23 protein-coding genes and 1 tRNA gene are annotated in these 23,715 nt (G+C 57.5%); 22 read left to right on the top strand and 2 right to left on the bottom strand.

Translation table 11 applies throughout. The annotated features are described in order from the left end of the window. The first annotated feature begins 208 nt into the window (after window positions 1-208). From ACEVJK_RS04350 to ACEVJK_RS04380, 7 genes are all read left to right on the top strand, one after another. The gene (locus ACEVJK_RS04350; RefSeq protein WP_240287862.1) at window positions 209-1,684 is read left to right on the top strand and encodes a VCBS repeat-containing protein; all 1,476 of its coding nucleotides are present in this window, start codon (window positions 209-211) and stop codon (window positions 1,682-1,684) included. A 22-nt stretch (window positions 1,685-1,706) separates the two neighbouring features. Beyond that, window positions 1,707-2,396, top strand: a complete 690-nt coding sequence (locus ACEVJK_RS04355) for a response regulator transcription factor (protein WP_147571216.1) — start codon at window positions 1,707-1,709, stop codon at window positions 2,394-2,396. A gap of 251 nt (window positions 2,397-2,647) precedes the next feature. Next, window positions 2,648-4,075 (top strand): cell wall metabolism sensor histidine kinase WalK, encoded by a 1,428-nt coding sequence (locus tag ACEVJK_RS04360; RefSeq protein WP_147571215.1) that lies wholly within the window; start codon window positions 2,648-2,650, stop codon window positions 4,073-4,075. Window positions 4,076-4,248: 173 nt separating this feature from the next. After that, window positions 4,249-5,235, top strand: a complete 987-nt coding sequence (locus ACEVJK_RS04365) for a DUF1385 domain-containing protein (RefSeq protein ID WP_340405653.1) — start codon at window positions 4,249-4,251, stop codon at window positions 5,233-5,235. Between the two features lie 102 nt (window positions 5,236-5,337). Then, window positions 5,338-6,201: a peptide chain release factor N(5)-glutamine methyltransferase gene (gene prmC, locus ACEVJK_RS04370; protein WP_147571214.1), complete on the top strand. Its 864-nt coding sequence runs from the start codon at window positions 5,338-5,340 to the stop codon at window positions 6,199-6,201. Window positions 6,202-6,320: 119 nt separating this feature from the next. Next, window positions 6,321-7,430, top strand: a complete 1,110-nt coding sequence (gene recA / locus ACEVJK_RS04375) for a recombinase RecA (RefSeq protein ID WP_186852472.1) — start codon at window positions 6,321-6,323, stop codon at window positions 7,428-7,430. After that, a complete protein-coding gene (locus ACEVJK_RS04380; protein WP_147571212.1) occupies window positions 7,431-8,051 on the top strand; it encodes a regulatory protein RecX in 621 nt (206 codons plus the stop codon). Here ACEVJK_RS04380 and ACEVJK_RS04385 read toward each other — a convergent pair. After that, complete coding sequence (locus tag ACEVJK_RS04385; RefSeq protein ID WP_186852473.1) at window positions 8,048-8,302, bottom strand: hypothetical protein; 255 nt, start codon at window positions 8,300-8,302, stop codon at window positions 8,048-8,050. The two genes, ACEVJK_RS04380 and ACEVJK_RS04385, sit on opposite strands and share 4 nt — an antisense overlap. A 69-nt stretch (window positions 8,303-8,371) precedes the next feature. Here ACEVJK_RS04385 and ACEVJK_RS04390 point away from each other — a divergent pair, with 69 nt between their 5' ends. The 4 genes from ACEVJK_RS04390 (at window position 8,372) to ACEVJK_RS04405 (ending at window position 11,725) form a co-directional block, all read left to right on the top strand. Beyond that, entirely contained in the window at window positions 8,372-8,605 is a 234-nt protein-coding gene (locus ACEVJK_RS04390; RefSeq protein WP_147571211.1) for a helix-turn-helix domain-containing protein, read from the top strand. A gap of 20 nt (window positions 8,606-8,625) precedes the next feature. Beyond that, window positions 8,626-9,951, top strand: coding sequence for a 30S ribosomal protein S12 methylthiotransferase RimO (gene rimO, locus ACEVJK_RS04395; protein ID WP_147571210.1), 1,326 nt, complete (start codon window positions 8,626-8,628; stop codon window positions 9,949-9,951). Between the two features lie 346 nt (window positions 9,952-10,297). Then, a complete protein-coding gene (gene pgsA, locus ACEVJK_RS04400) occupies window positions 10,298-10,822 on the top strand; it encodes a CDP-diacylglycerol--glycerol-3-phosphate 3-phosphatidyltransferase (protein WP_374740071.1) in 525 nt (174 codons plus the stop codon). Between the two features lie 24 nt (window positions 10,823-10,846). Beyond that, window positions 10,847-11,725 (top strand): YitT family protein, encoded by an 879-nt coding sequence (locus ACEVJK_RS04405; RefSeq protein ID WP_147571208.1) that lies wholly within the window; start codon window positions 10,847-10,849, stop codon window positions 11,723-11,725. A 149-nt stretch (window positions 11,726-11,874) separates the two neighbouring features. On the opposite strand, the gene ACEVJK_RS04410 is transcribed toward ACEVJK_RS04405, so the two are convergent. Beyond that, window positions 11,875-12,720: an AraC family transcriptional regulator gene (locus ACEVJK_RS04410; RefSeq protein WP_147571207.1), complete on the bottom strand. Its 846-nt coding sequence runs from the start codon at window positions 12,718-12,720 to the stop codon at window positions 11,875-11,877. A 255-nt stretch (window positions 12,721-12,975) separates the two neighbouring features. Between ACEVJK_RS04410 and ACEVJK_RS04415 the strand changes: the two genes are divergently transcribed. The 11 genes from ACEVJK_RS04415 to ACEVJK_RS04465 all read left to right on the top strand — a co-directional run bounded on the left by ACEVJK_RS04415 (window position 12,976) and on the right by ACEVJK_RS04465 (window position 23,398). After that, window positions 12,976-14,073 (top strand): CoA transferase subunit A, encoded by a 1,098-nt coding sequence (locus tag ACEVJK_RS04415; protein ID WP_240287854.1) that lies wholly within the window; start codon window positions 12,976-12,978, stop codon window positions 14,071-14,073. Window positions 14,074-14,093: 20 nt separating this feature from the next. Continuing rightward, entirely contained in the window at window positions 14,094-14,897 is an 804-nt protein-coding gene (gene gctB, locus ACEVJK_RS04420; RefSeq protein ID WP_147571205.1) for a glutaconate CoA-transferase subunit B, read from the top strand. A 186-nt stretch (window positions 14,898-15,083) separates the two neighbouring features. Then, complete coding sequence (locus ACEVJK_RS04425) at window positions 15,084-16,832, top strand: carboxyl transferase domain-containing protein (RefSeq protein ID WP_340405806.1); 1,749 nt, start codon at window positions 15,084-15,086, stop codon at window positions 16,830-16,832. Window positions 16,833-16,977: 145 nt separating this feature from the next. Then, window positions 16,978-17,772 (top strand): (R)-2-hydroxyglutaryl-CoA dehydratase activase HgdC, encoded by a 795-nt coding sequence (hgdC, locus tag ACEVJK_RS04430; protein ID WP_147571203.1) that lies wholly within the window; start codon window positions 16,978-16,980, stop codon window positions 17,770-17,772. Next, window positions 17,769-17,939 (top strand): hypothetical protein, encoded by a 171-nt coding sequence (locus ACEVJK_RS04435; RefSeq protein WP_186852475.1) that lies wholly within the window; start codon window positions 17,769-17,771, stop codon window positions 17,937-17,939. The genes hgdC and ACEVJK_RS04435 overlap by 4 nt, the downstream gene beginning before the upstream one ends. A 65-nt stretch (window positions 17,940-18,004) precedes the next feature. Beyond that, the gene (gene hgdA / locus ACEVJK_RS04440; protein WP_147571202.1) at window positions 18,005-19,468 is read left to right on the top strand and encodes a (R)-2-hydroxyglutaryl-CoA dehydratase subunit alpha; all 1,464 of its coding nucleotides are present in this window, start codon (window positions 18,005-18,007) and stop codon (window positions 19,466-19,468) included. Continuing rightward, complete coding sequence (hgdB, locus tag ACEVJK_RS04445; protein WP_240287852.1) at window positions 19,465-20,601, top strand: (R)-2-hydroxyglutaryl-CoA dehydratase subunit beta; 1,137 nt, start codon at window positions 19,465-19,467, stop codon at window positions 20,599-20,601. Before hgdA ends, hgdB begins: the two co-directional genes overlap by 4 nt. Before the next feature lie 201 nt (window positions 20,602-20,802). Next, window positions 20,803-21,222 (top strand): biotin/lipoyl-containing protein, encoded by a 420-nt coding sequence (locus ACEVJK_RS04450; RefSeq protein WP_147571200.1) that lies wholly within the window; start codon window positions 20,803-20,805, stop codon window positions 21,220-21,222. Between the two features lie 16 nt (window positions 21,223-21,238). Further along, window positions 21,239-21,910 (top strand): OadG family transporter subunit, encoded by a 672-nt coding sequence (locus ACEVJK_RS04455; protein WP_374740073.1) that lies wholly within the window; start codon window positions 21,239-21,241, stop codon window positions 21,908-21,910. A gap of 15 nt (window positions 21,911-21,925) precedes the next feature. Further along, on the top strand, window positions 21,926-23,107 hold the full coding sequence (locus tag ACEVJK_RS04460) for a sodium ion-translocating decarboxylase subunit beta (protein ID WP_147571198.1): 1,182 nt from the start codon (window positions 21,926-21,928) through the stop codon (window positions 23,105-23,107). Between the two features lie 214 nt (window positions 23,108-23,321). Continuing rightward, window positions 23,322-23,398 (top strand) — tRNA-Arg (locus tag ACEVJK_RS04465). The last annotated feature ends 317 nt before the right edge of the window (window positions 23,399-23,715 follow it).

Raw genomic sequence — 23,715 nt, forward strand, 5'->3', positions numbered from 1 at the left:
CATCTCGCGGGCGGTCTGCTTTTATATCCATACCGGCTGCATATAAGAGGGAAGCCGTACCGGAGAGCGAGCTCCCAAGGACATCCGCCGCTGCCAGCTTAGAAAACCAATAAAAAAGTATATCCTTTTTACCGGGTTTGTGGTATGATGATAAATAGGATTTTTATGGGAAGCGGCAGAAGGCTGAAATGAGAGGAGAGTGGAGGGCATGAGGAGAAAATGGTATAAGATACTCTTTCCGGCGGCGCTGATGCTGCTGCTGTCCGGCTGCCTGTTCCAGTCTCCCCAGGACCTCTACCGCCAGCCGGAGAAGTCAGCCGGCTATGAGAAGCTGAACGCAGTCATTCAGGAGGTGCGCACCGCCCTGGAAATGGAGTTTGATGCCAGTGCGGAAACAGCAGTCATCCTGGCAGGCGACAATACTGCCACCATCCAGCTCCAGGATTTGGACGGGGATGGGACCCGGGAGAGCGCGATCACCTTCCTGCGTATCCCCAGTATTGAGAAGTCCATTAAAATATTTATCTTTACCCAGATAGGAGAGGAATACCGGGTGTCCGCTGTGGTAGAGGGGGACGGCTCGGCCATCTATTCCATAGACTATGTGGACCTGAACGGCAGCGGATATAAGGAGCTGGTGGTCAACTGGCAGATCAGCACTGGCGTATATCAGCTGGGTGTCTATACTCTGGACGAGCTGATGCTTCCAGTGTCCGGAGGAACGGAGGCTGCGGAGGCCGGCCCCACGGTATGGGGCGCGGCTCCTGCCGAGCGGGCGGAGCTGCTGGCTACTGAACTGCTGCTGACTCGGTGCAGTGCCGCTACGGAGGGCTCCTCCTTCTCCAGTGGTTACCGTCTGCTGGATATTGACCGGGACACCAGGAGCGAGGTAGCAGTGGTCCGTATTGACTCCGCTGGCGTGGGCAGCCATGTGGAGGTCTACGGATGGAGAGATGGAGCCATGGTCAGCTTGGGCAGCGTACCATTGTCTGCCGGCATCGTGTCCCTGACCCGTATCCGAGCCAATTACCTGGGAGGAGAGTTCTATCCACCGGCTCTCTATGTGACCAGCACCCTTTCCGACGGCCGGCGGGTGATCGATGTGCTCTCCTATCAGAATGGGCGGCTGACCAATCTAACAATGGATCCGCTGACCGGGGTAAGCCGGGAAGTCATGCTGGGCTATACTGAGGTGGACCCCACTGACATCAACGGCGACTATGTGATAGAGCTGCCCTCTCCCAGCCGCCTGCCGGTATACGGAGACAATGCCGCCACCAATTTCTGGCTGATCGACTGGTATCAGTATCAGGAAACAGGGGAGCGGGACCATGTGATGACCACCTATCACAATGTGACTGATTCTTGGTATCTGGTCATCCCACAGGAGTGGGAGGGCAAGATTACCATTTCCCGCAATGACCAGGTCATCGGCCAGCGTGAGGTTATTTTCTCTCTTTGGCAGGGCGAGGATAAGGAGCCTGTGCCCTTCCTAAGCATTTACCGGCTGACCGGGCTGAACCGGGCGGCCCGATCCACACGAGAGGGCCGGTTCGTTCTCCGGGAGGAGGAGAATGTGATTTATTCCGCTGCCTTCTATGACAGCGACTGGGACTGCGGCTTGGACGAGACCAGCCTGCTGGAGTATTTCAGGACGATCCAGGCAGACTGGTATAGCCAGTGACAGACGACGGAGGAAAACAGAGATGAGAAAAATTTTGGTCCTGGAGGACGAGGAGAATATTCGCAGCTTCGTGGTCATCAACTTGAAGCGGGCGGGCTACCAGACGATAGAGGCCGGAACCGGCGAGGAGGCGTTGGCCGCACTGAAGGCCAATCCAGGGATTAAGGTGGCCCTGCTGGATATCATGCTGCCTGACATTGACGGGTTTGAGGTCTGCCGCCGTATCCGGGCCATGGACAACAAAATCGGCATTATCATGCTTACTGCCCGGACCCAGGAGATGGACAAGGTAACCGGGCTTATGACCGGAGCGGATGACTATGTGACCAAGCCCTTCTCCCCGGCGGAGCTTACCGCGCGTGTGGACGCCCTATTTCGCCGTACAGGCGGGGATGAGACGGCGGCCAGCCCTGATGAGATTAGCGATCCACCCTTCCTGCTCAACACTAGGAACCGGACACTGGAAAAGGATGGGCAGAAGGTAAAGCTGACCCAGGTGGAGTATTCCATCGTCAAGCTGTTTATGGAGAACCCAGGAAAGGCCCTGTCCCGTGAAGAGATCCTGGATACTGTGTGGGGAAAAGACTACTTTGGGGAGCTGAAGATTGTGGACGTGAACATCCGCCGCCTGCGGATCAAGATTGAGGATAACGCCCAAAAACCGGTGTTTGTCAATACGGTCTGGGGCTACGGCTATAAGTGGGGCAGTTAAGCCTGACGGCGTTTGGGCGTTGTCCTCCCCGCTCAACGGGGCCGGCCATAAATTCTTAGTCCCAGGGGGCTGGAGAATTTCCGAAGGCGGAATTTACTTCTGGGTACCTGCTCTATGGGAAAGCAACGCCCCAAAGCCGGTGTTTGTCAATACGGTCTGGGGCTGCGGCTATTCGTAAGGAAGCTGATGCTGAAAAAGAACTGTTGCCACCGCTCCATAAGGGGACAGAAAACGGGAAAGGAGGTGCTCCAGTGGCAAAAAAGATGGAACTTCACGATAAGGGTAAGATAAGAGGCATTCGTCGGCGCTGGCTGCTGAACAGCGTCGGCGTAGTGCTGTTGATTTTAGCTCTGGCCCTGGGCACCTTCATTGCCAGCCTGCGGAGTTACTATTATACAGGCACTACCGACGATCTGATGAGCCGGGCCAGTTCCACGGCGTACAGCTTCCGCAACTATACCAGCAGTGAGTATAGTACCGTGGCCCAGCGCACAGTCAGCGAATACGAGGAAAAGGGGCTGCTGGAGCTCCAGTTCCTGGACGAGACGGGGGCCGTTCTTTATTCAGGAAATGACTTGGCGGCCGGAACTACGCCGGATACGCCGGATATCCAGGGGGCGCTGGAGGATCAGGAGACGACACCGTGGATTGGGCGGGACCCGAGTACGGGGGAGCGCATCGCTGCCGCCTGCAGCCCAGTGGTCTATCAGGGCCATACCGAGGGGCTGATCCGCTATGTCACCTCCATGTCAGGTATCGACCGCCAGTTCATCCTGACAGTGTCCCTCATCACGGTGGTCGCTCTGGCCATTTTTGCCATGGTCTATTTCTCCAACCTCTATTTTGTGCGCTCCATTGTGGAGCCTCTGGCCAGCATCACGGAAACGGCCAGACTCATTGCGGACGGAAGCTATGGAGTCCAGATCGAGAAGAAATTTGACGACGAGATCGGGGAGCTGACCGACACCATCAACGATATGTCCCTGAAGATACGCCAGTCGGAAAAGACCCAGAGTGAGTTCATCTCCTCGGTGTCCCATGAGCTGCGTACCCCCCTGACCGCCATCACCGGCTGGGCTGAAACCATGCAGAGCGGCGAGCTGCGGGACCCGGAGGATATGAAGAAAGGAATGGAGATCATCCTGTCCGAAGCCAGGCGGCTGACCAATATGGTGGAGGAGCTGCTGGAGTTCTCCCGTATTTCTGACGGCCGCTTTACCCTGTCGGTGGAGCCCCTGGATCTGAAGGCAGAGCTGGAGGACGCGGTGTATACCTATACCGAGTTCTTCCGTAGAGAGGGGATCGCACTGGAGTACACAGACTGCCCGGAGGAAATGCTGCCGATCTCCGGTGACCCCCACCGGCTGCGGCAAGTGTTCTGTAATCTGCTGGACAACGCCGCCAAGCATGGAGGTTCTGGAAAGCGCATTGATGTGTCTATCGCCCGGGAGGGGGAGGAAGCCGTCATCCGCATCCGGGACTATGGACCCGGTATCCCGGAGGGAGAGCTGCCATTTATTAAAAATAAATTCTATAAAGGCAGCTCTAAAGCACGGGGTTCCGGTATCGGTCTGGCGGTGTGTGAGGAGATTGTGGTTCGGCATGAGGGACAGCTGTTCATTGGAAATGCCGAAGGGGGAGGGTGCCTGGTGGTCATCCGGCTCCCATTGGACAAATGAGAACATAAGTTCTATTTTACCTTGCTATTTTCGTTCAACTCTGGTACAATATCGGGGAGAATATTCAGAATGGGACGGTGAGACCTCTGGAGAACAGGGGGCGAAACTGCCGGGAGCTCCCCGGACATAGTTGGATATACCTATTCTATCAGTGCCAACATAAGGAGAATCAAATGTCGATTCAGACAGAACAAGAAAGACAAGGGGCTTGCCAAAAGGGTTTTAAGACCATGTGCGGTGGACAGGCTCTGATTGAGGGCATCATGATGCGGGGCCCCAAAAAGCAGTCTGTGGTGGTCCGCCGGCCGGACGGAGAGCTGGAGATACAGGAGAAAGATATTAAGCTGATCCGGGACCGATATCCCATCCTGGGGCTGCCCCTGATCCGCGGCGTGGTCACCTTCTGCGACTCCATGTACAACGGAGTGACTGCCCTGATGTTTTCGGCGGATTTCTACCCTGAGGACGGGGAGGAAGAAGAGCCCTCCAGATTTGAAAATTGGCTCAACGACAGGCTGGGCAGCGAGAAGGCCACCGCGTTCTTCACTACCTTGGCCGTGATTTTGGGCATCGGGATGTCCATTGCCCTGTTTTTTCTGCTGCCCACCCTGCTGGGCACAGCGGTCCGGTTTTTTACCCCGTCTATGCTGGTTCGGAACGTGGCGGAGAGTCTGTTGAAGATCGTAATTTTTGTGGGCTATCTGGCCCTGTGCTCCCGGATGAAGGAGATGAAACGGGTATTCTCCTACCACGGGGCGGAGCACAAGACTATCTTCTGCTATGAGGCTGGGCTGCCCCTTACGGTGGAGAACGTGAGAAAACAGCCGCGGCACCACCCGCGCTGCGGTACCAGCTTCCTGTTTATGGTCATCGCGGTCTCCATTTTAGTGTCCACAGTAGTTTTTGCCATCTGGCCGGTGGAGAATGCCATTTTACGCTTTCTTGCCCACCTGGCGATGCTGCCCCTTATCGTGGGCATCAGCTATGAGTTTAATCGTTGGGCAGGCCGCCATGACGGACCTGTGACCAAGCTCCTTACCGCCCCCGGCCTGTGGCTTCAGAACTTCACTACCTTCGAGCCGGATGACTCCATGATTGAGGTGGGCATCCGGGCCCTGGAGCTGGTCCTGCCGGAGAAGCAGGGGGAGGACGCCTGGTAGCGCCAAAGGAAAGCGGGCTCCGTTTTGATAGGCCGTCTCCGGCCGTTAACGGGAGCCCTGTGCGCCTATGTCCGTATACAAATAAACGGGGAAGGTGATAGTATGGCCACCACCTATAACAATCTGTTTCTGGATACTAGGGCCCGGCTGAAAAAGGCCGGAGTGGAGGGGGCCCAGCTGGAGGCCAGAGAAATCCTGTGCTACGCCTCGGACAAGAGCCGTGAGCAGCTGTACCGAGATATGTCCCTCTATGTGTCCGCCGAGCTGGAGCGCCGGGTAGAGGAGCTGGTCCAGCGCCGTCTGGCTGGGGAGCCGGTGGCCTATATCATCGGCGAGTGGGAGTTCTATGGCCTGCCGCTCAATATCTCCCAGGATGTCCTTATCCCCCGGATGGACACCGAGGTGCTGGCCGAGCGGGGGATTTTGAAGGCACGGGAGGCCGGCGAGGGGGCCAGAGTGCTGGACCTATGCGCCGGGAGCGGCTGTGTGGGGCTGGCGGTGGCCGCCAATGCGCCCAACTGCCGGGTGGTGCTGGCGGAGCTGTCCGAGGGAGCCCTGCGGCTGTGCAAGCAGAATGTCCGCCGCAACGACCTGAACTCCAGAGTCACCTGCTTATCCGTCAACGCGATGGAGCCGCCCAGCTCCGCACTCTGGGATTTTGACGCCATCGTCTGTAACCCCCCCTACATACCTACCGCGGACATTCTGGGTCTGGAACACTCTGTCCGGGACTACGAGCCCCATATGGCTCTGGACGGCGGCGAAGACGGGCTAGACTTTTACCGCTTCATTTCCGCCAAATGGAAATCCGCCCTCCGGTTGGGAGGCACCCTGCTCTTCGAGGTGGGGATCGGCCAGGCACCCGAGGTGGAGGAGATCCTGGCCCGAAACGGCTTTGAGGACATTAAGACCACAGCCGATACCCAGGGGATCTGGCGGGTGGTGGAGGGGACCATCAACAGTTGAGCTAGAACAAGGGGCCGCCCCCCACAAAAAGTACCGTTTATCGGATAGATAAAAGGGTAATATATGGGACAGACAGAGGCCGGCGGCTGAGAGCCGCCGGCGAGAAAGGAAAGATGTACATGGCTGCTAAAAAACCCGTGGTGGAGTCGGCAACTCCCGCGTCTGACAAGAAAAAGGCACTGGAGACCGCTATGGCCCAGATCGAGCGGGCTTATGGCAAGGGCTCTATCATGCGCCTGGGAGAGAATGCCGATGTGGTGGTGGACTCCATCCCTACTGGCTCCCTGTCCCTGGATATCGCCCTAGGCATTGGCGGCGTTCCAAAGGGCCGCATCATCGAGATCTACGGGCCGGAGTCCTCCGGTAAGACCACTCTGGCCCTCCACATTGTGGCCGAGGCTCAGAAACGGGGGGGAGAGGTGGCCTTTATCGACGCGGAGCACGCCTTGGATCCCGGCTATGCCAGGGCCTTGGGGGTGGACATCGACTCCATGCTCATCTCCCAGCCGGACACCGGCGAGCAGGGATTGGAGATCTGCGAGGCTCTGGTCCGCTCCGGAGCCATCGACGTGGTGGTGGTGGACTCCGTGGCCGCTCTGACGCCCCGGGCGGAGATCGAGGGGGACATGGGGGACAGCCATGTGGGCTTACTGGCCCGACTGATGAGCCAGGCCCTGCGTAAGCTGGCCGGCTCCATTTCCAAAACCAACTGTATCGTTATTTTCATCAATCAGCTCCGAGAAAAGGTGGGGGTCATGTACGGCAACCCCGAGGTGACTACCGGCGGTCGGGCGCTGAAATTCTACTCCTCAGTGCGTATCGACGTGCGGCGGGTGGAGGCTCTGAAGAACGGTTCTGAGATCATCGGCAACCGCACCAGAGCCAAGATCGTGAAGAATAAAGTCGCGCCTCCCTTCCGGGAGGCGGAGTTTGACATCCTCTACGGCGAGGGCATCTCCAAGTGGGGCGAGCTGGTGGACCTGGCGGTCAAGCTGGATATCGTCCAGAAGTCCGGCTCCTGGTTTGCCATGGGTGAGCTGCGCCTGGGGCAAGGCCGGGACGCGGTGAAACAGTATCTCCAGGACCACCCGGAGCTGGCCGAGGACATTGAGGCCCAGGTACGGGCCAACGCCTTCAAGCTGATGAGCAAGCAGGCCCAGATTGCCGCCAGGGCCGCCGGGCGGGCGGTGGATGTGGCTGCGGACGATTTCGAGGATGGAGAGGACTAAGTGGTCATCCAGGAGTTGAAGCCCTCCAAGCGGGTCCAGGGCCGGTGGCTGGCTGTGCTGGAGGACGGCTCCATCCTGCGTCTGGGGGAGAACGAAATCATTGATTTTGCCCTCTGCGCCGGGAAGGAGCTGACCGAGGAGGAGGCCGAGGGACTGATGGCCTCTCTCCACCGGAGCGGCCTGAAGGAGAAGGCACTGTCCCTGCTGGCAAGAAAGCCCCAGTCCCGAAAGGAACTGGAGCGAAAGCTGTCCCAGTGGGAGGCCACCCAGGAGGAGGCCGCCGCCATCTGTGAACGGATGGCGGAGCTGGGCTACCTGGACGACGCGGCTTACGCTGCCCAAGTAGTCCGCTACTACTCCGCTAAGGGATACGGGGAGCGGAAGCTGCGGGACGAGCTGTATTGCCGGGGCGTCCCAAGGGAGCTGTGGGAGGATGCCCTCGACCAGGCGCAGGACTCCTCCACGGCCATCGACGCCTTCCTGACCAAAAAGCTGGGGGGCAGGACGCCTGACCGTCAGGAGCTGAAGAAGCTGTCTGACGCCCTGGCCCGCCGGGGCTACCACTGGAGCGAGATCAACGAGGCCCTGGGGCGCTGCGGGGCGGAGGTGGAGCTGGACTAGCTGCAGCAGTCCTCCAGCATGGAGAGCATCAGCTGGGCCCCGGTCTGAAAGCCGTCCCGGTAGCTCTTGAGCTCCGTGCGGGTGAGGACCAGCCGAAGCTGCCGCAGGAACTCTTGGTTGAACTGCTCGCCCATAGCCGGAGCGATGCCCTCCAACTGCTTCTTCAGGCTGGACGGTATGTTCTCAAGGGGGTTGACCGGGGGATCCCGCAGGCTTTCGCCCAGGCAGAGCGCGGAGATATAATCGTACATAAATAAAACACCCTTTCTTACCTTTGAGTAGATTATAGTCTACTAAAAGGTAAATGTCAAGGAGCATTTATGACAAATTCAAATGTGTTCGGCAGCCGTTTGCTTGCATTGAGAAAACGGGCGGGCCTGAATCAAAAGGAACTGGGAGAAGCGATTGGGCTCTCACACAAAGCGATTAGTACGATAGAGAGCGGAGCGCGGGGAACGACCATTGATAAATTGGTTGCTCTTTCCTGCTATTTTCATGTCTCCACAGATTATCTTCTGGGAATTACAGATGACCCTGCCTGGCGGGGGAAATAAATGATAAACGGAGCGATCCTATGACTTATAAAGTAGCGTTTGTGTCTCTGGGCTGCGCCAAGAATCTGGTGAATACCGAGCAGATGATGGCCCTGTGCCGCCAGGCGGGCCACATCGTCACCGGCGATCCAGAGGGGGCCGATGTGGCCGTCCTCAATACCTGCGGCTTCATCGAGTCTGCCAAGAGCGAGGCCATTGACAACATCCTGGAGCTGGCTCAACTGAAGGACCAGGGTAAGCTGAAGAAGCTGTTAGTGGCGGGCTGTCTGAGTCAGCGGTACCCCGACGATATCCGTGCCGAGCTGCCCGAAGTGGATGGGATGCTGGGCACCGGCAGCTACAGCGACGTGGTGGCCGCCGTAGAGGAACTGATGGAGGGGGAGAAGGCGGAGCACTTTGGCAACATCCACCGCACTTATGAGGACGGCGAGCGCATTGTCACCACGCCCCCTTACACCGCCTATCTAAAGATCGCCGAGGGGTGCAGCAATGGCTGTGCCTTCTGTATCATCCCGAAACTCCGTGGTCGCTATCGCAGCCGTACCGTAGCGTCGTTGGTGGCTGAGGCCAAAAAGCTGGCCGCCTCCGGGGTGAAGGAGCTCATCGTCATTGCCCAGGACATTACCCGGTATGGCCTGGACCTGGAGGAGAAAGCCACTTTGGCCCAGCTGTTGAAGGAGCTGTGCCGGCTGGACTTCCACTGGATCCGACTCCACTACCTCTATCCTGAGGCCGTCACCGACGAGCTTATCCAGGTCATCGCCTCTGAACCCAAGATACTCCACTATCTGGACATCCCCATCCAGCACTGCAACGACAACATTTTGAAGGCCATGCGCCGCCGAAACACCAAGGCGGAGATACGGGCCCTCTTCGCCAAGCTGCGGGCGGCGATGCCGGACGTGGTCATCCGTACTTCCCTGATCTGCGGCCTGCCTGGAGAGGGGGAGGAGGAGTTCGAGGAGCTGTGTGCTTTCCTGCGGGAGGAAAAGATCCAGCGGGCCGGTGTGTTTCAGTTCTCCCCCGAGGAAGGCACTCTGGCCGCCGCCATGGAGGACCAGGTGGATGGAGAGGTAGCCGCCCGCCGGGTAGAGCTGGTGGTGGACCTCCAGTCCCGGATCATGGACTCGTACAACGAAGAACGCCTGGGAACAGTGATGGAAGTGCTGTGCGAGGGCTTTGACAGTCAGGCCGGCTGTTACGTCGGGCGCACCTATGCCGACTCGGTGGATATCGACGGCCATGTGTATTTTACCGCCGCCGGGCTGGTGCCCGCGGGGGAATTTGTCAAGGTGCGTATCACCGGCGTGTCTGATGGAGATTTGACCGGCGAAATTGAGGACTGATACAAACGCGGCGCTGGATGAAGCGTGATTTTGGCTGACGCAGAATCAAAGTGAGATTTTATGTTGAATCCAGCTTTGTCCAGTGCTGATAATGTGCTATGATAACATATATGTGATCTGGGTGTCCTTGCTCGATAATAAGCTGTTCCAGCTCTTGAAACAAAAGGGCCTGAAAAAATATGTCATTAGAAAAGATAAAGCGGCTGAGGTGTCTGATCTGGAGACTATACACACGGAAAAAGGTCTATGTGGAATCCCGCGTAATTGAATACCTCTGCGCTTACCTGGATGACCAATTCGAGGACATTGATAGAGTATGTTCCGGAAAAAGAGGAGAAACGATAAGATGAATACCGCCAACAAGCTGACTTTGCTGCGGGTCGTTATGATCCCGCTGTTCCTGCTGGTCCTCTATCTGGATGTGCCTGGGGCGAACTATTGGGCCTTGGCCATTTTTGTGATTGCCAGCCTCACCGATACCCTGGACGGCTATATCGCTCGCCACTATAACCAGACCACTGACTTTGGAAAGTTTATGGACCCTCTGGCGGACAAATGTCTGGTCACCGCCGCCATGCTCTGGTTTGTAGAGATTGGCCAGATGCCCGGCTGGGCGCTGCTGGTGGTCATCATCCGGGAATTCGGGGTGTCTGGCCTGCGTATGGTGGCCGCTGACAAAGGCAGAGTCATCGCCGCCGGCTGGTCCGGCAAGGTAAAGACCGCCTCCACTATGGTGTGCATCGTGCTGATGCTGTTGCCCATCGCCCCCTTGGTCAACAATATCTGTGTGGCTGTCATCGTGCTGGCTACCATCTATTCCGGCGTGGAATACTTTATGAAGAACCTGGACGTATTGGCCGATGTGAAATAGACCAGTAATATGGAGGAAGCGGCTATGTCGGAAAAAGCGGTGCGGTCCCCTGTCAGAGATATCCTGTTCCGCCTGGTCCTGGTGACGCTGGCGTCGCTTATCATCGCCGTCAATATGAAAAGCTTTGTCCAGGCCGGCGACCTGTTTCCCGGCGGCTTTACGGGGCTTGCCCGTCTGACCCAGCGCGCGGCTTGGGAGTTTTGGGGAGTAGACATCCCCTTCTCGCCAGTATATCTGCTGCTCAATGCGGTGCCCGCCGCTATTAGCTTCAGGTTTGTGGGAAAGAAGTTTACCCTCTATTCCTGTCAGTGTATTGTCCTGGTCAGCATTTTCACTGACCTGGTGCCTACCATCCCCATTACAGAGGACCTGCTGCTGATTTGTGTGTTCGGCGGCTTGATCACCGGTTTCGCGGTCAGCCTCTGCCTGCGGGCCAGAGCCACCAGCGGAGGTACTGATTTTATTGCTATCGCCCTGTCCGAACGGAAGAATATCGATGCCTGGAACTATATTCTGGCGGGCAATGCGGTGATGCTGACGGTGGCCGGACTGCTTTTCGGATGGGAGCGGGCCCTGTATTCCATCATTTTCCAGTTTACCAGCACTCAGACCATCCGTCTGCTGGACCCGGACAGCGGCCGGGCCACCCTGTTTATCGTCACGGGACGGGAAACGGTGGGGGGCGTGTGTGCCCAGATACAGGATACCCACCATACCGCTACTTTGATCGAGGGGGTTGGCCTGTACAATGGGGAGCCCTGCGTTATGATCTATACGGTGGTCAGCGTGGGAGAAAGCAAGGGCCTGGTCCGTAAGGTACGTCAGGCCGACCCCAAAGCCTTTGTCAATGTCATCCGGACTGAGCGGGTCCACGGGAAGTTCTATCGAAGGCCAAGGGATTGAAAAAGAAAGGGCGCTGTGTGCCGTGGCACACAGCGCCCTTTGGTATATCCGGTCAAAATAGACAAAAGGAAGAGAAGAAGCTGATTTGCAGATGTTGACCCGTAGTGGGGGCCTCATCTGGGAAAATCGGGAAAAAAAGGGGCCTGTCCCTATCTATGCTTCAGATTTTCACGGAGCAGGATCTGATCGCTGCTCTGATACTCCTTGGCATACCGGCCGGGCGTGACCCCGGTGAGATGGCCAAAGGTGCGGATGAAATGAGAGTTGTCTGAGAAGCCGGACAACTCGCCGGCCTGCTGGACGCTGGTGCCCTCCTGGAGAAGCTGGCGGGCCCGCAGTACCCGGCTGTAGATGATATATTCCATTACGGAGAAGCCAGTGGCCGCCTTGAAGACGCGGCATAGATAGTGTTTGCTGATGAAAAACTGGCTGGCGATCTGATCCAGGGACAGGGGCTCGGACAGGTTGTCCCGGATATAATCTAGAATGGGGGCCACCCGGAGGAAGTCCTTGTTGTGGATGGCCTCTCCGGCAGTGGCGGCATTCAAGGTAGGAGCTACCCGAATCAGCAGATTGAGCAGGGCCACCATCTGATGGATGTCGCTGCCGAAGGAACCGTCGTTTTTATTGCGCTCCAAGGCCTGGAACAGCTCGATGATCTCGGTCATCTGCATACCGTTCAGGTTAGCCCGGCGGAAGGAGTCGTGGGTGAGCTGGGTGAAATCGGTTTGAACGGTGGACAGTTGCATCAGGGATTTACGGCTGATGTGGAGGACATACCTGGCGTGCGCCCCGGTGGCCATGGTCCGGTGGAGGGTGTTCTCCCCAATGAGGTACAGGGTGCCCCGGCGAAGGGGGTACACCTGGTCGTTGACAAAGATGTTGCCGGGGCTGGTCAGAGGGAGGAGGAGTTCGAAGTGGTCATGAAAATGGAGCCGGCTCATGTTCCAGGTGTCGTTGTGGTTGAGCTGCAGATGAAACTCCACATTGGTCATACGGCAAACCTCCGTTTGTATGGCTCATTTCTCAGGGCAAAGCGCCCCTGGAAGGCCCCCCCGGCCGGCGTGGGGGAGAGGGCCAGGAGCATTATAGCACAGCAGGCGAAGATATGCAAACTTTTTGATAAATTAAAGATAGACCTCTTGTGTCAGTTGTGTTAAAATAATAGCCGATATAGAGCGCATATCAGTACCTTGAAAATTTGAGAAAAAGAAGCGAATGAAAAAATCTTTTGTAATGGGGGTTTTACCATGAACAAAGTGTATTCCTTGCATGACGCCGTGGCGAAATTCGTCGAGAACGGAGATTGTATCTGCTTCGGCGGCTTCACCACCAACCGCAAGCCCTATGCCGCTGTGAGTGAGATCCTGCGCCAGGGTCAGAAGGACTTTACTGTCTGGGCCGGCCCCGCCGGCGGTGATTGGGATATGATGATTGGCGAGGGCCGCGTCAAAGCGTACATCAACTGCTACACCGCCAACTCCGGCTATACCAATGTCTCCCGTCGTTTCCGTGCTGCCATCGAGAAGGGCGAACTGACCTATGAGGACTATTCCCAGGACGTCCTGATGCTCCAGCTCCACGCCGCCTCCCTGGGCCTGCCCTTCCTGCCTGTCCGTCTGATGCAGGGCTCCGGCCTGATGAAATACTGGGGCATCAGCGAGGAGCAGCGCAAGACCATGGACAAGGTAGACGACCTGAAGTGCGTCGAGATCGAAAATCCCTTCAAGCCTGGCGAGAAGGTGGTGGCCGTCCCTGTGCCCAAGCTGGACACCGCCATCATCCACGTGCAGAAGGCCAGCCCCGACGGCACCTGTATCGTCGAGGGCGACGAGTTCCACGATGTGGATATCGCCGTGGCTGCCCGCAAGGTCATTGTCACCTGTGAGGAGCTGGTCAGCGACGAGTATATCCGCCGCGACCCCACTCTGACCCGTATCTTCGGTGAATGTGTCTCCGCCGTAGTCCACGCCCCTTATGGAGCCTGGCCCTCTCAGTGCTATAACTACTATGACAACGACTCCCATGCTTTGAAGGAGTATGACAAGGCATCTAAGTACCAGGATGCCGAGGATGCCAAGGCCCAGCTGGCCAAGGCCGCCGCCAAGGCTGAGAAGGCCGCCGCCGCCAAGCCTGAGGATGAGAAGCTGGCCGAGGCTGCCGCCAAGGCCAAGAAGGCCGCTGACGATGCCGCCGCCGGCATCGCCATCCCTGAGACCTTTAAGGACTATGTAGACAAGTGGGTTTACTCCGTCAAGGACCACGATGAGTTGCTGGATAAGGTGGGCGGTTCCCGTTTGATGCGGTTGAAGAACGAGCCCCATCTGGGCTACTCCACCAGACACTAAGAACAGGGAGGTACATAGACATGGCTGATTATACCAAGTATACCAAGCAGGAGATGCAGGCTTACGCCATCGCCAAGAACATCAAAGAGAACCAGATCGTCATTGTGGGCACCGGTCTTCCACTGATCGGCGCCTCCCTTGCCAAGCGGGTGGTATGCCCCTCCTGCCACCCCATCGTGGAGAGCGGGCTGATGGACTGTTCCCCTGTGGAGGTCCCCCGCTCTGTGGGTGACAACCGCTTTATGGCTCACTGCGCTGTCCAGTGGCCCAACGTGCGCTTCATCGGGTTTGAGGCCAACGAGTGGCTCCACGACGAGGACCGGCTCATCGCCTTTATCGGCGGCGCCCAGATCGACCCCTATGGCAATGTGAACTCCACCTGTATCTACGGCAAGGGTGACTACATCAAGCCCCAGACCCGGTTTACCGGCTCCGGCGGCGCCAACGGCATCGCCACCTACTGCAACACCATTATCATGATGCAGCACCAGAAGCGCCGCTTTATGGAGAAGATCGACTACATTACCTCCTGCGGCTGGATGGATGGCCCCGGCGGCCGCGAGCGCGCCGGCCTGCCTGGCAACCGCGGCCCCCAGATGGTGGTCACCGATCTGGGCATTATGAAGTTCGATGAGGAGACCAAGCGGATGTACCTGGCCTACTACTATCCCTTCTCCTCCCCTGAGATGGTTCAGGAGAACACCGGCTTCGAGGTGGATGTGTCCCGCGCCCAGCTCTTTGAGGGCCCCTCTCCCGAGATCATCAAGGTCATCCGCGAGGAGATCGATCCCGGTCAGGCCTTTATTAAGGTTCCCAAGGAGTAAAAAATAAGCTGCTGATGGGAAGAAATGCTTTCTTTCGGACCGTGTTCCCCTGCCCGTACTGCCGCCGACACAAGTGTTGATCGGGGGCGTCGGCGACCCAATACAATTTATGGTCGCCTGGGTGGCACGGCGCGCATCAGAGATGATACGATATAAAAGGAGGAAATTACATTGGGTAACTATTCCATGCCCCGCTATTTCCAGAACATGCCTGTGGTGGGCAAGCCTGTTAAGGTCAACGCCGAGAACGTGGCCGAGCTGAGGGCCATCGAGGACGACATCCATGCCCATATTGTAGACGCCCTGTCTGCCGGCAAGGCGGACGAGGACATGAACGCCAAGGGACAGCTCACCGCTATGCAGCGTGTCGCGCTGCTGGTGGACGCCGGCACCTGGTGCCCCCTGAACAGCCTGTACAACCCCGAGCACAACAAAAACGGCTCTACCTCCATCGTAAAGGGCCTGGGCCGGGTCAACGGCAAGTGGTGCTGCATCATCGCTTCCGATAACAAGAAGCACGCCGGTACCTGGGTTCCCGGTCAGGCGGATAACCTGCTCCGTGGCTCTGATACTGCCAAGCGGCTGCGCATCCCTCTGATCTATCTGCTGGAGTGCGCTGGTGTGGAGCTGGACAAGCAGGAGAAGGTGTACCCCAACCGCCGGGGCGGCGGCACCCCCTTCTACCGCAACTCTGAGCTGAACCAGATGGGTATTCCCGTTATCGTAGGCATTCACGGCACCAACCCCGCCGGCGGCGGCTACCACTCCATCTCTCCCACCGTGTTGATCGCCCATGAGAAGGCCAATATGGCCGTAGGCGGCGCCGGTATCGTAGGCGGCATGAATCCCAAGCCCCATGTGGATATGGAGGCCGCTCTGGCCCAGATCGAGGCCACCAAGGGCCTGCGTGCCGATCCTCCCGGATCCGTCTCCATCCACTACGGTCAGACCGGCTTCTTCCGCGAGGTGTACGCCGATCAGGAGGGGGTCATCGCCGGTATCAAGAAGTATGTGGATATGCTGCCCACCTTCGACCTGGAGTTCTTCCGTGTGGACGCGCCCCAGTCCCCCGCCATGTCCGATATCGAGCTGTACGACCTGGTGCTGAACAACAAGAACCGTCCCTATGATATGTACTCTGTCATCGGCCGCCTGTTTGACGGCAGCCAGTTCATGGAGTACAAGAAGGGCTACGGCCCCGAGATGATCACCGGCATCGCCAAGGTGGACGGCCTACTGGTGGGCGTGGTGGCCAATCAGCAGGGCGTGTTCCCCAACTACCCTGAGTATAAAGTGGCCAAATACGGCCAGTCTATGGGCGCGGGCGGCAAGCTGTACCGCCAGGGGCTGATCAAGATGAACGAGTTTGTCACCCTGTGTGCCCGTGACCGCCTGCCTATGATCTGGATTCAGGATACCACCGGCATCGACGTGGGTGACGACGCCGAGGTGGCCGAGCTGCTGGGCCTGGGCCAGTCCCTGATCTACTCCATCCAGAGCAGCAAGCTGCCCATGATGGAGATTACCCTGCGCCGCGGCACCGCCGCCGCCCACTATGTCCTGGGTGGGCCCCAGGGCAACGACAACAACGCCTTCTCCCTGGGCACCGCCGCCACCGAGATCAACGTCATGAACGGCAAGACCGCCGCCAACGCCATGTACACCGGCCGTCTGGCCAAGGACCAGAAGGCGGGCAAGGATCTGCAGCCCACCATCGACAAGATGAACGCCTTGATCGACGACTACGATGTCAAGTCCAAGCCCCTGTTCTGCGCCCAGGCCGGTCTGGTGGACGAGGTGGTGGACCTGCCCATGATGCGCAACTACATCGTGGCCTTCACCGACTCCTGCTATCAGAATCCTGAGAGCATTTGCCCATTCCACCAGATGCTGCTGCCCCGGACCATCAAGGACTACGACGAGGGCCACCGGTGATCTGACACCTGCGCTATCATCCGGCCGGGGAGCTGCCCAGCCGGCAGGTCCCCGGATGCGGGTGTGGATGGGATCGATGGGGGAGCGGCCTTTTTGCCGCGCTGCGATCCGGCCGATCTAAGCAATACAAGGAGAAATTGACCGTATGAGTATCTATACCCTTGGGATCGATATCGGTTCCACCGCTTCCAAATGCATTATGCTGGCCGATGGCAAAGACATCGTCGCCAAGTCCCTGATTCCCGTGGGTGCCGGCACCAGCGGGCCCCAGCGGGCTATCTCCCAGGTGCTGGAGAACGCGGGCAAGGCACGGGAGGAGATGAGCTATATCCTGGCTACCGGCTATGGCCGCAACTCCCTGGAGGAGTTTGCCGATCAACAGATGAGCGAGTTGAGCTGCCACGCCAAAGGGGCCTCCTTCCTTTTCCCTGAGGTCCGCACGGTTATCGACATCGGCGGCCAGGATGTAAAGGTCCTCCAGATTGAGAACGGCGTGATGACCAACTTCGTTATGAATGACAAGTGCGCCGCTGGCACCGGCCGGTTCTTGGACGTCATGGCCCGAGTGCTGGAGGTGAAGGTGGAGGATTTGGGCACTCTGGGCGCCCAGTCCACCAAAAACGTGGGCATCAGCTCCACCTGCACGGTTTTCGCCGAGAGTGAGGTCATCAGCCAACTGGCTCAGGACACGGATAAGCGGGATATCATCAACGGCATCCACCACTCTGTGGCCAACCGGGTGGCCGGTTTGGCCCACCGGGTGGGCATTAGGGACCAGGTAGTTATGACCGGAGGCGTGGCCCAGAACATCGGCATCGTCAGTGCTCTGGAGGAGCAGCTGGGCCACACCATCCATACCTCGCCTCTGACCCAGTATAACGGCGCCCTGGGCGCCGCCCTGTTTGCCTATCAGAAGTATCTGAAGGAGCAGAAGGGATGAAACAGATCTTCTTTGGAATCGCGCTGATTTTGTTTGCGCTGGTCTTACTGCTGTCGGAGATATGGCTCCCAATTGTGGGAGACCTGATGAGCAGGGGAGAGTTTGCGGTTTTGATAGCGGTCATCGGTCTGGTGATCGCCGGAATTGGCGCATTCAAAGAGAAGTAACGCAGTATGGCCGCTGTCTCGGCGGCCGATCGCAAAATTGATTTTCCGGTAAGGAGGAATTTACAATGGCTAAAGAAGTAAGTCCTGGCGTAAAGGCTCTGCGTAAGGTCGTTGAGGACGTCTACGCCGACGCCCGTGTGGCCAAGAAAGAGGGCAAGCTGGTGGGCTGGTCCAGCTCCAAGTTCCCCTGTGAGCTGGCCGCCGCCTTTGACCTGAACGTAATGTACCCTGAAAACCAGGCCGCCGGTATCGCCGCCAACCGGGACGGCGAGATTATGTGTCAGGCCGCCGAGGACCTGGGTTTTGACAACGACATCTGCGGCTACGCCCGTATTAGCCTGGCCTATGCCGCCGGCAAGCGCGCCAGCCGCAAATTTGACCCTGAAACGCTGGAGTTTGTCATCAACCCCAACAGCGGAAAGCCCCTGAAGGACGAGAACGGCAAGGTGGTCATCGACCCTGAGACTGGCAAGCCCAAGAAGGATCCCAAAACCATGCAGCCTTACACCGTGCTGGATGACATCTATGAGATCGAGGCTCTGCCTGAAACCACCGAGAAGGAGATCGCCTATAAGAACTTCCGCCGGGAGGCCATCAAGCCTTACCGCCAGATGCGCATGCCTCAGCCCGACTTTGTGCTGTGCTGCAACAACATCTGCAACTGCATGACCAAGTGGTATGAGAATATTGCCCGTATGTGCGATATCCCACTGATCATGATCGATATCCCCTATAACAATACGGTAGAAGTAGACGATACCTATGTGGCCTATATCCGCGGCCAGTTTGACAACGCTATTCACGATCTGGAGAAGCTGACCGGCAAAAAGTTTGACGAGAAGAAGTTTGACGAAGCCTGCGCCAACGCCAATCGGACCGCCAAGGCCTGGCTGAAGGTGTGCGACTATCTGCAGTACAAGCCCGCTCCTTACTCCGGCTTCGACCTGTTCAACCACATGGCCGACGTTGTGACCGCCCGCGGCCGTGTGGAGGCTGCCGAGGCTTTTGAGCAGCTCTCCCGCGATTTGGATGAGGCCATCAAGGAGGGTAAGTCTACAACGCCCTTCCCGGAGCAGTACCGCGTCATGTTCGAGGGCATCCCCTGCTGGCCCAAGCTGCCCTCCCTGTTCAAGCCCTTGAAGGAGCATGGCGTCAACGTCACCGCCGTTGTGTACGCCCCCGCTTTCGGCTTCGTGTACAATAACATGGACGAGATGGTCCGCGCCTACTGCAAGGCCCCCAACTCTGTGTGTATCGAGCAGGGCGTGGATTGGCGTGAGGGCATCTGCCGGGACAACAAGGTGGACGGCGTGCTGGTCCACTATAACCGTTCCTGCAAGCCCTGGTCCGGTTACATGGCCGAGATGCAGCGCCGCTTTACTAAGGATCTGGGTGTGCCCTGCGCCGGCTTTGACGGCGACCAGGCCGATCCCCGTAACTTCAACGAGGCCCAGTATGAGACCCGTGTCCAGGGCCTGGTAGAGGCCATGGAGGCTAACAAAGCTGCGAAGGAGGCTGCTGAGAAATGAGCATCGAGGTACTGCTGAATCAGTTTAAGGAGGCCTCCGACCACCCCTATCGTCGGATCAAGGCCTATAAGGAGCAGGGTAAGAAGGTCATCGGCGTCCTGCCCTATTACGCCCCTGAGGAGCTGGTCTATGCCGCTGGGATGGTGCCCATGGGCATCTGGGGCAGCAACAGCAAGACCATCGCCCAGGCCAAGGAGTATTGTGCCACCTTCTACTGCACCATCGCCCAGTTGGCGCTGGAGATGCTGCTGGATGGCACACTGGACGACCTGGACGGCCTGATTACCCCCACCATTTGTGACACCCTGCGCCCCATGAGCCAGAACTTCCGGGTGGCTATGGAGGGCAAGCTGCCCTGCATTTTCCTGGCCCACCCTCAGCACCGCAAGCCCGCTTTCGGTCTGCAGTTCTGCGTGGACCAGTACACTCATGTGAAGAACGAGTTAGAGAAGATCTCCGGCGCTCCTATTACGGACGAGGCGTTGCGGAATGCTATCAAGGTGTATAACCGCAGCCGGGCCGCCCGCAGGGAGTTTGCCAAGCTGGCCGGCCAGCACCCTGATGTAATCTCCGCTGTCAACCGTTCCGCAGTCTTCCGCTCCTCTTGGTTCATGCTGAAGGATGAGCACACCGATCTGCTGGAGCGGCTGAACGCGGAGCTGTCCAAGCTGCCCGCCTGCAACTGGAAGGGTAAGAAGGTGGTCACCTCCGGCATCATCTGCGACAACCCCAAGCTGTTGCAAATCTTTGACGACAATAAGATCGCCATTGTCGCCGACGATGTGGCCCATGAGAGCCGTCCCTGTCTGGTGGACGCTGCTGAGACCGGCGACCCCATGATGGCGCTGGCCCAGCAGTTCGCTGATCAGGACTACGACGTGCTGCTGTACGATGAGCACTCTAACCAGAACCGCCGTGGCGAGTTTGTGGTCAAGCTGGTCAAGGACTCCGGCGCTCAGGGTCTGGTCCTGTTCATGCAGCAGTTCTGCGACCCCGAGGAGATGGAGTATCCCTACCTGAAGAAAGCTCTGGATGGGGCGGGCATCCCCCACATCAAGCTGGGTGTGGACCAGCAGATGCGGGACTTTGGCCAGGCCAGCACCGCGATCCAGGCATTTGCCGACGTGCTGTAAAGTTTCTATATAGATATTTTTATCTCATTTACCCGGACCTTGACATAAGACGGATAAAACTGGTATAATATCCACGATTTTAAGTTCTCTCCCGCCTCTAAAACAGGCGGGAGAGAACCATAAGCCGTGAATACTGGAGTAGAAATACCCGTGTCAGTATTTAAGCGGCCGATTAATAAATTGTAAAGGGGAAAACAAGCTATGAACTACAACGTTACAGTGAACGGCAAGGTTTACAGCGTGACCGTGGAGAAAACTGGCGCCGCCGCTCCCGCGGCCGTTGCTCCTGCCGCCGCCCCTGTGGCTGCCGCTCCCGTGGCCGCCCCTGTGGCTGCTCCTGCCGCCGCTCCCGCTCCCGCCCCAGCGCCTGCTCCCGCTGCGGCTCCTGCCGCCACCGTGGCCGCCGGTGAGACGGCAGTCAAGAGCCCCATGCCTGGCAACATTTTTAAGGTGGAGTGCTCTGTGGGCCAGTCCGTGAAGGCAGGCGATGTCCTGGTGGTTCTGGAGGCCATGAAGATGGAAATTGAGGTTTCCGCACCTGTGGATGGTACGGTCAAGGCTGTTTCTGCTGTGGTAGGCACCGCTGTCAATACGGACGATCTGCTGGTCACTCTGGGTTAAGGGAGGACTATGATCTATGCCTAATGCAGATATCGCAATCCTGAATCCATTTGAACCGCTTTCAGTCCCGGAGGCGCTAATGGTCGCCGTTTGTGGTCTGCTTGTGGTATTCCTGATGCTGGCCATCCTGATGCTGGTTATCATGGTTATTTCCAAGATCGTGAACGCCATCGAGGGAAAGTCTGCCGCTCCCGCTCCGCAAAAGAAAGCCGCCCCCGCGCCCGCCCCTGCGCCCGCCCCTGCGGCTGCGCCTGCCGCACCGGCTGTGGATGAGGGTGAGCTGGTTGCGGTTATGATGGCTGCGGTTGCTGAGGAGTCCGGGATGGCGCCCAACTCCTTCCGCATCACCAATATTGCCGCCGCCCCTGCGGCTCCTGCCGCGGCTGCCCCTGTGGCTGCCGCCCCTGCTCCCGCCGCTACGCCTGCTCCGGCCGCGGTTCCGACCGCAGCCGCCCCCGTTGCGGTGGCGGCTGGTGAGACAGCGGTCAAGAGCCCTATGCCCGGCAACATCTTTAAGGTAGAGTGCTCCGTAGGCCAGTCCGTAAAGGCAGGCGATGTCCTGGTGGTTCTGGAGGCCATGAAGATGGAAATCGAAGTTTCCGCCCCTGCGGACGGCACCGTCAAGTCCGTTTCCGCTGTGGTGGGTACCGCTGTCAATACCGATGACCTGTTGGTCACCATCGGTTGAAAGGAGGGGTAAAGTATGAATTTTGTAACGGAAGTTTTGACTAAGATCATGCAGGGTTCTGGCTTTGCCGCTCTGGATTGGAAAACCGCGCTCATGCTGTTTATTGCCTGTGTCCTGCTATATATGGGCATTGGCAAGGGCTTCGAGCCTTTGTTGCTGGTTCCCATCGCCTTTGGTATGCTGCTGGCTAACCTGCCGGTCACCGGGCTGTTCAACGAGCCCGTCTATGATGCCGCCACCCACAGCGGAACGGTGGGCTTTATGTGGGTGCTCTATCAGGGCGTCCAATACGCCATATACCCATCCATTATCTTTATGGGTATTGGCGCTATGACGGATTTTGGCCCTCTGCTGGCCAACCCCGTATCTCTGATGCTGGGCGCCGCCGCCCAGTTGGGTATCTTTGCGGCCTTCCTGATGGCTTTGGCTCTGGGTCCCATTACCAACGGCCTGATCAGCTTTACTCCCGCTGACGCGGCCGCTATCGGCGTGATCGGCGGTGCTGATGGCCCGACGGCCATTCTGACGGCGTCGAAGCTGTCTGTGAATCTACTGCCGGCGATTGCCATTGCGGCTTATTCCTACATGGCTCTGATACCTCTGATCCAGCCTCCGCTGATGAAGCTGATGACCACCAAGAAGATGCGTCAGGTCAAGATGAGCCAGCTTCGTGTGGTTTCCAAGACGGAGAAGATTATCTTCCCCATCGCTGTAACCATCTTCGTGGTGCTGTTGATCCCCGATACAGCTCCTCTGATCGGTATGCTGATGCTGGGTAACTTGTTCCGTGAGTGCGGCGTCACCGAGCGCCTGTCCGATACTGCTCAGAATGCTCTGATCAACATCGTGACCATTCCTCTGGGACTGTCTGTGGGCTTTAAAGCCACTGCTGATCAGTTCCTGACTCCCCAGACTCTGGGTATCGTTGCTCTGGGCTTGACTGCCTTCCTGCTGTCTACCGCTGGCGGTCTGTTGCTGGGAGACTTGATGTATGTCCTGACTGGCGGTAAAGTCAACCCCTTGATTGGCTCCGCTGGTGTATCTGCGGTGCCTATGGCCGCCCGTGTTTCCCAGGTCGTCGGCCAGAAGGAGAATCCCACGAACTTCCTGCTCATGCACGCTATGGGCCCCAACGTGGCCGGTGTTATCGGCTCCGCTTGCGCTGCTGGCTTTATGATCAAGGTATTCGGTGGCTGATCCTCTGTTTGATAAGCAGGGCGGCCCCACGGCAAACGCCGTGGGGCCGCTTTATTTTAAAAATAATTCCGAAGGCCAAGGTAATTTGGAAGAAAAAATTATGAGTGTAAAGAAAAAAAGAAATTAGTCAAAAAATTTGAATAAAATGGTTGCATTTTAAATCTGACTGTGCTATAATAACCAAGCTGTCAAGAGGAAATCCTCTTTGCGGTATGCGGCTGTAGCTCAGTTGGATAGAGTGACTGGCTACGAACCAGTAGGTCGGGGGTTCGAATCCCTTCAGCCGTACCACGTCGGAGCAAGCTATAATGGCTTGCTCCGACTTTTTTAAAGTCAAAGCGCACCTAAATAGTTGCTTCTCATCTTCAGATAGAACTCTTGGTTGTTGAGGTGCTTTAGGGCCGCCGATTTGTGGCGCTCTTATTTTATTGAGCAGCAATATCAATTTTAACTATTTTTTACGTCGAAGTAAGTAAGTCTTGCTTCGGCGTCTTTTTTATTGCATCTAAAAATTTTATTCAACTATTGTATGGACTACTTCTTAGGTTTTTCTGTGTTTCCGCCGGAAGGGCGGTTTGTACTTTTGGAGCATTAAATACTCAGAAATA

This window comes from Flintibacter sp. P01028 (assembly GCF_041925235.1).
Lineage (GTDB): Bacteria > Bacillota > Clostridia > Oscillospirales > Oscillospiraceae > Lawsonibacter > Lawsonibacter aceti.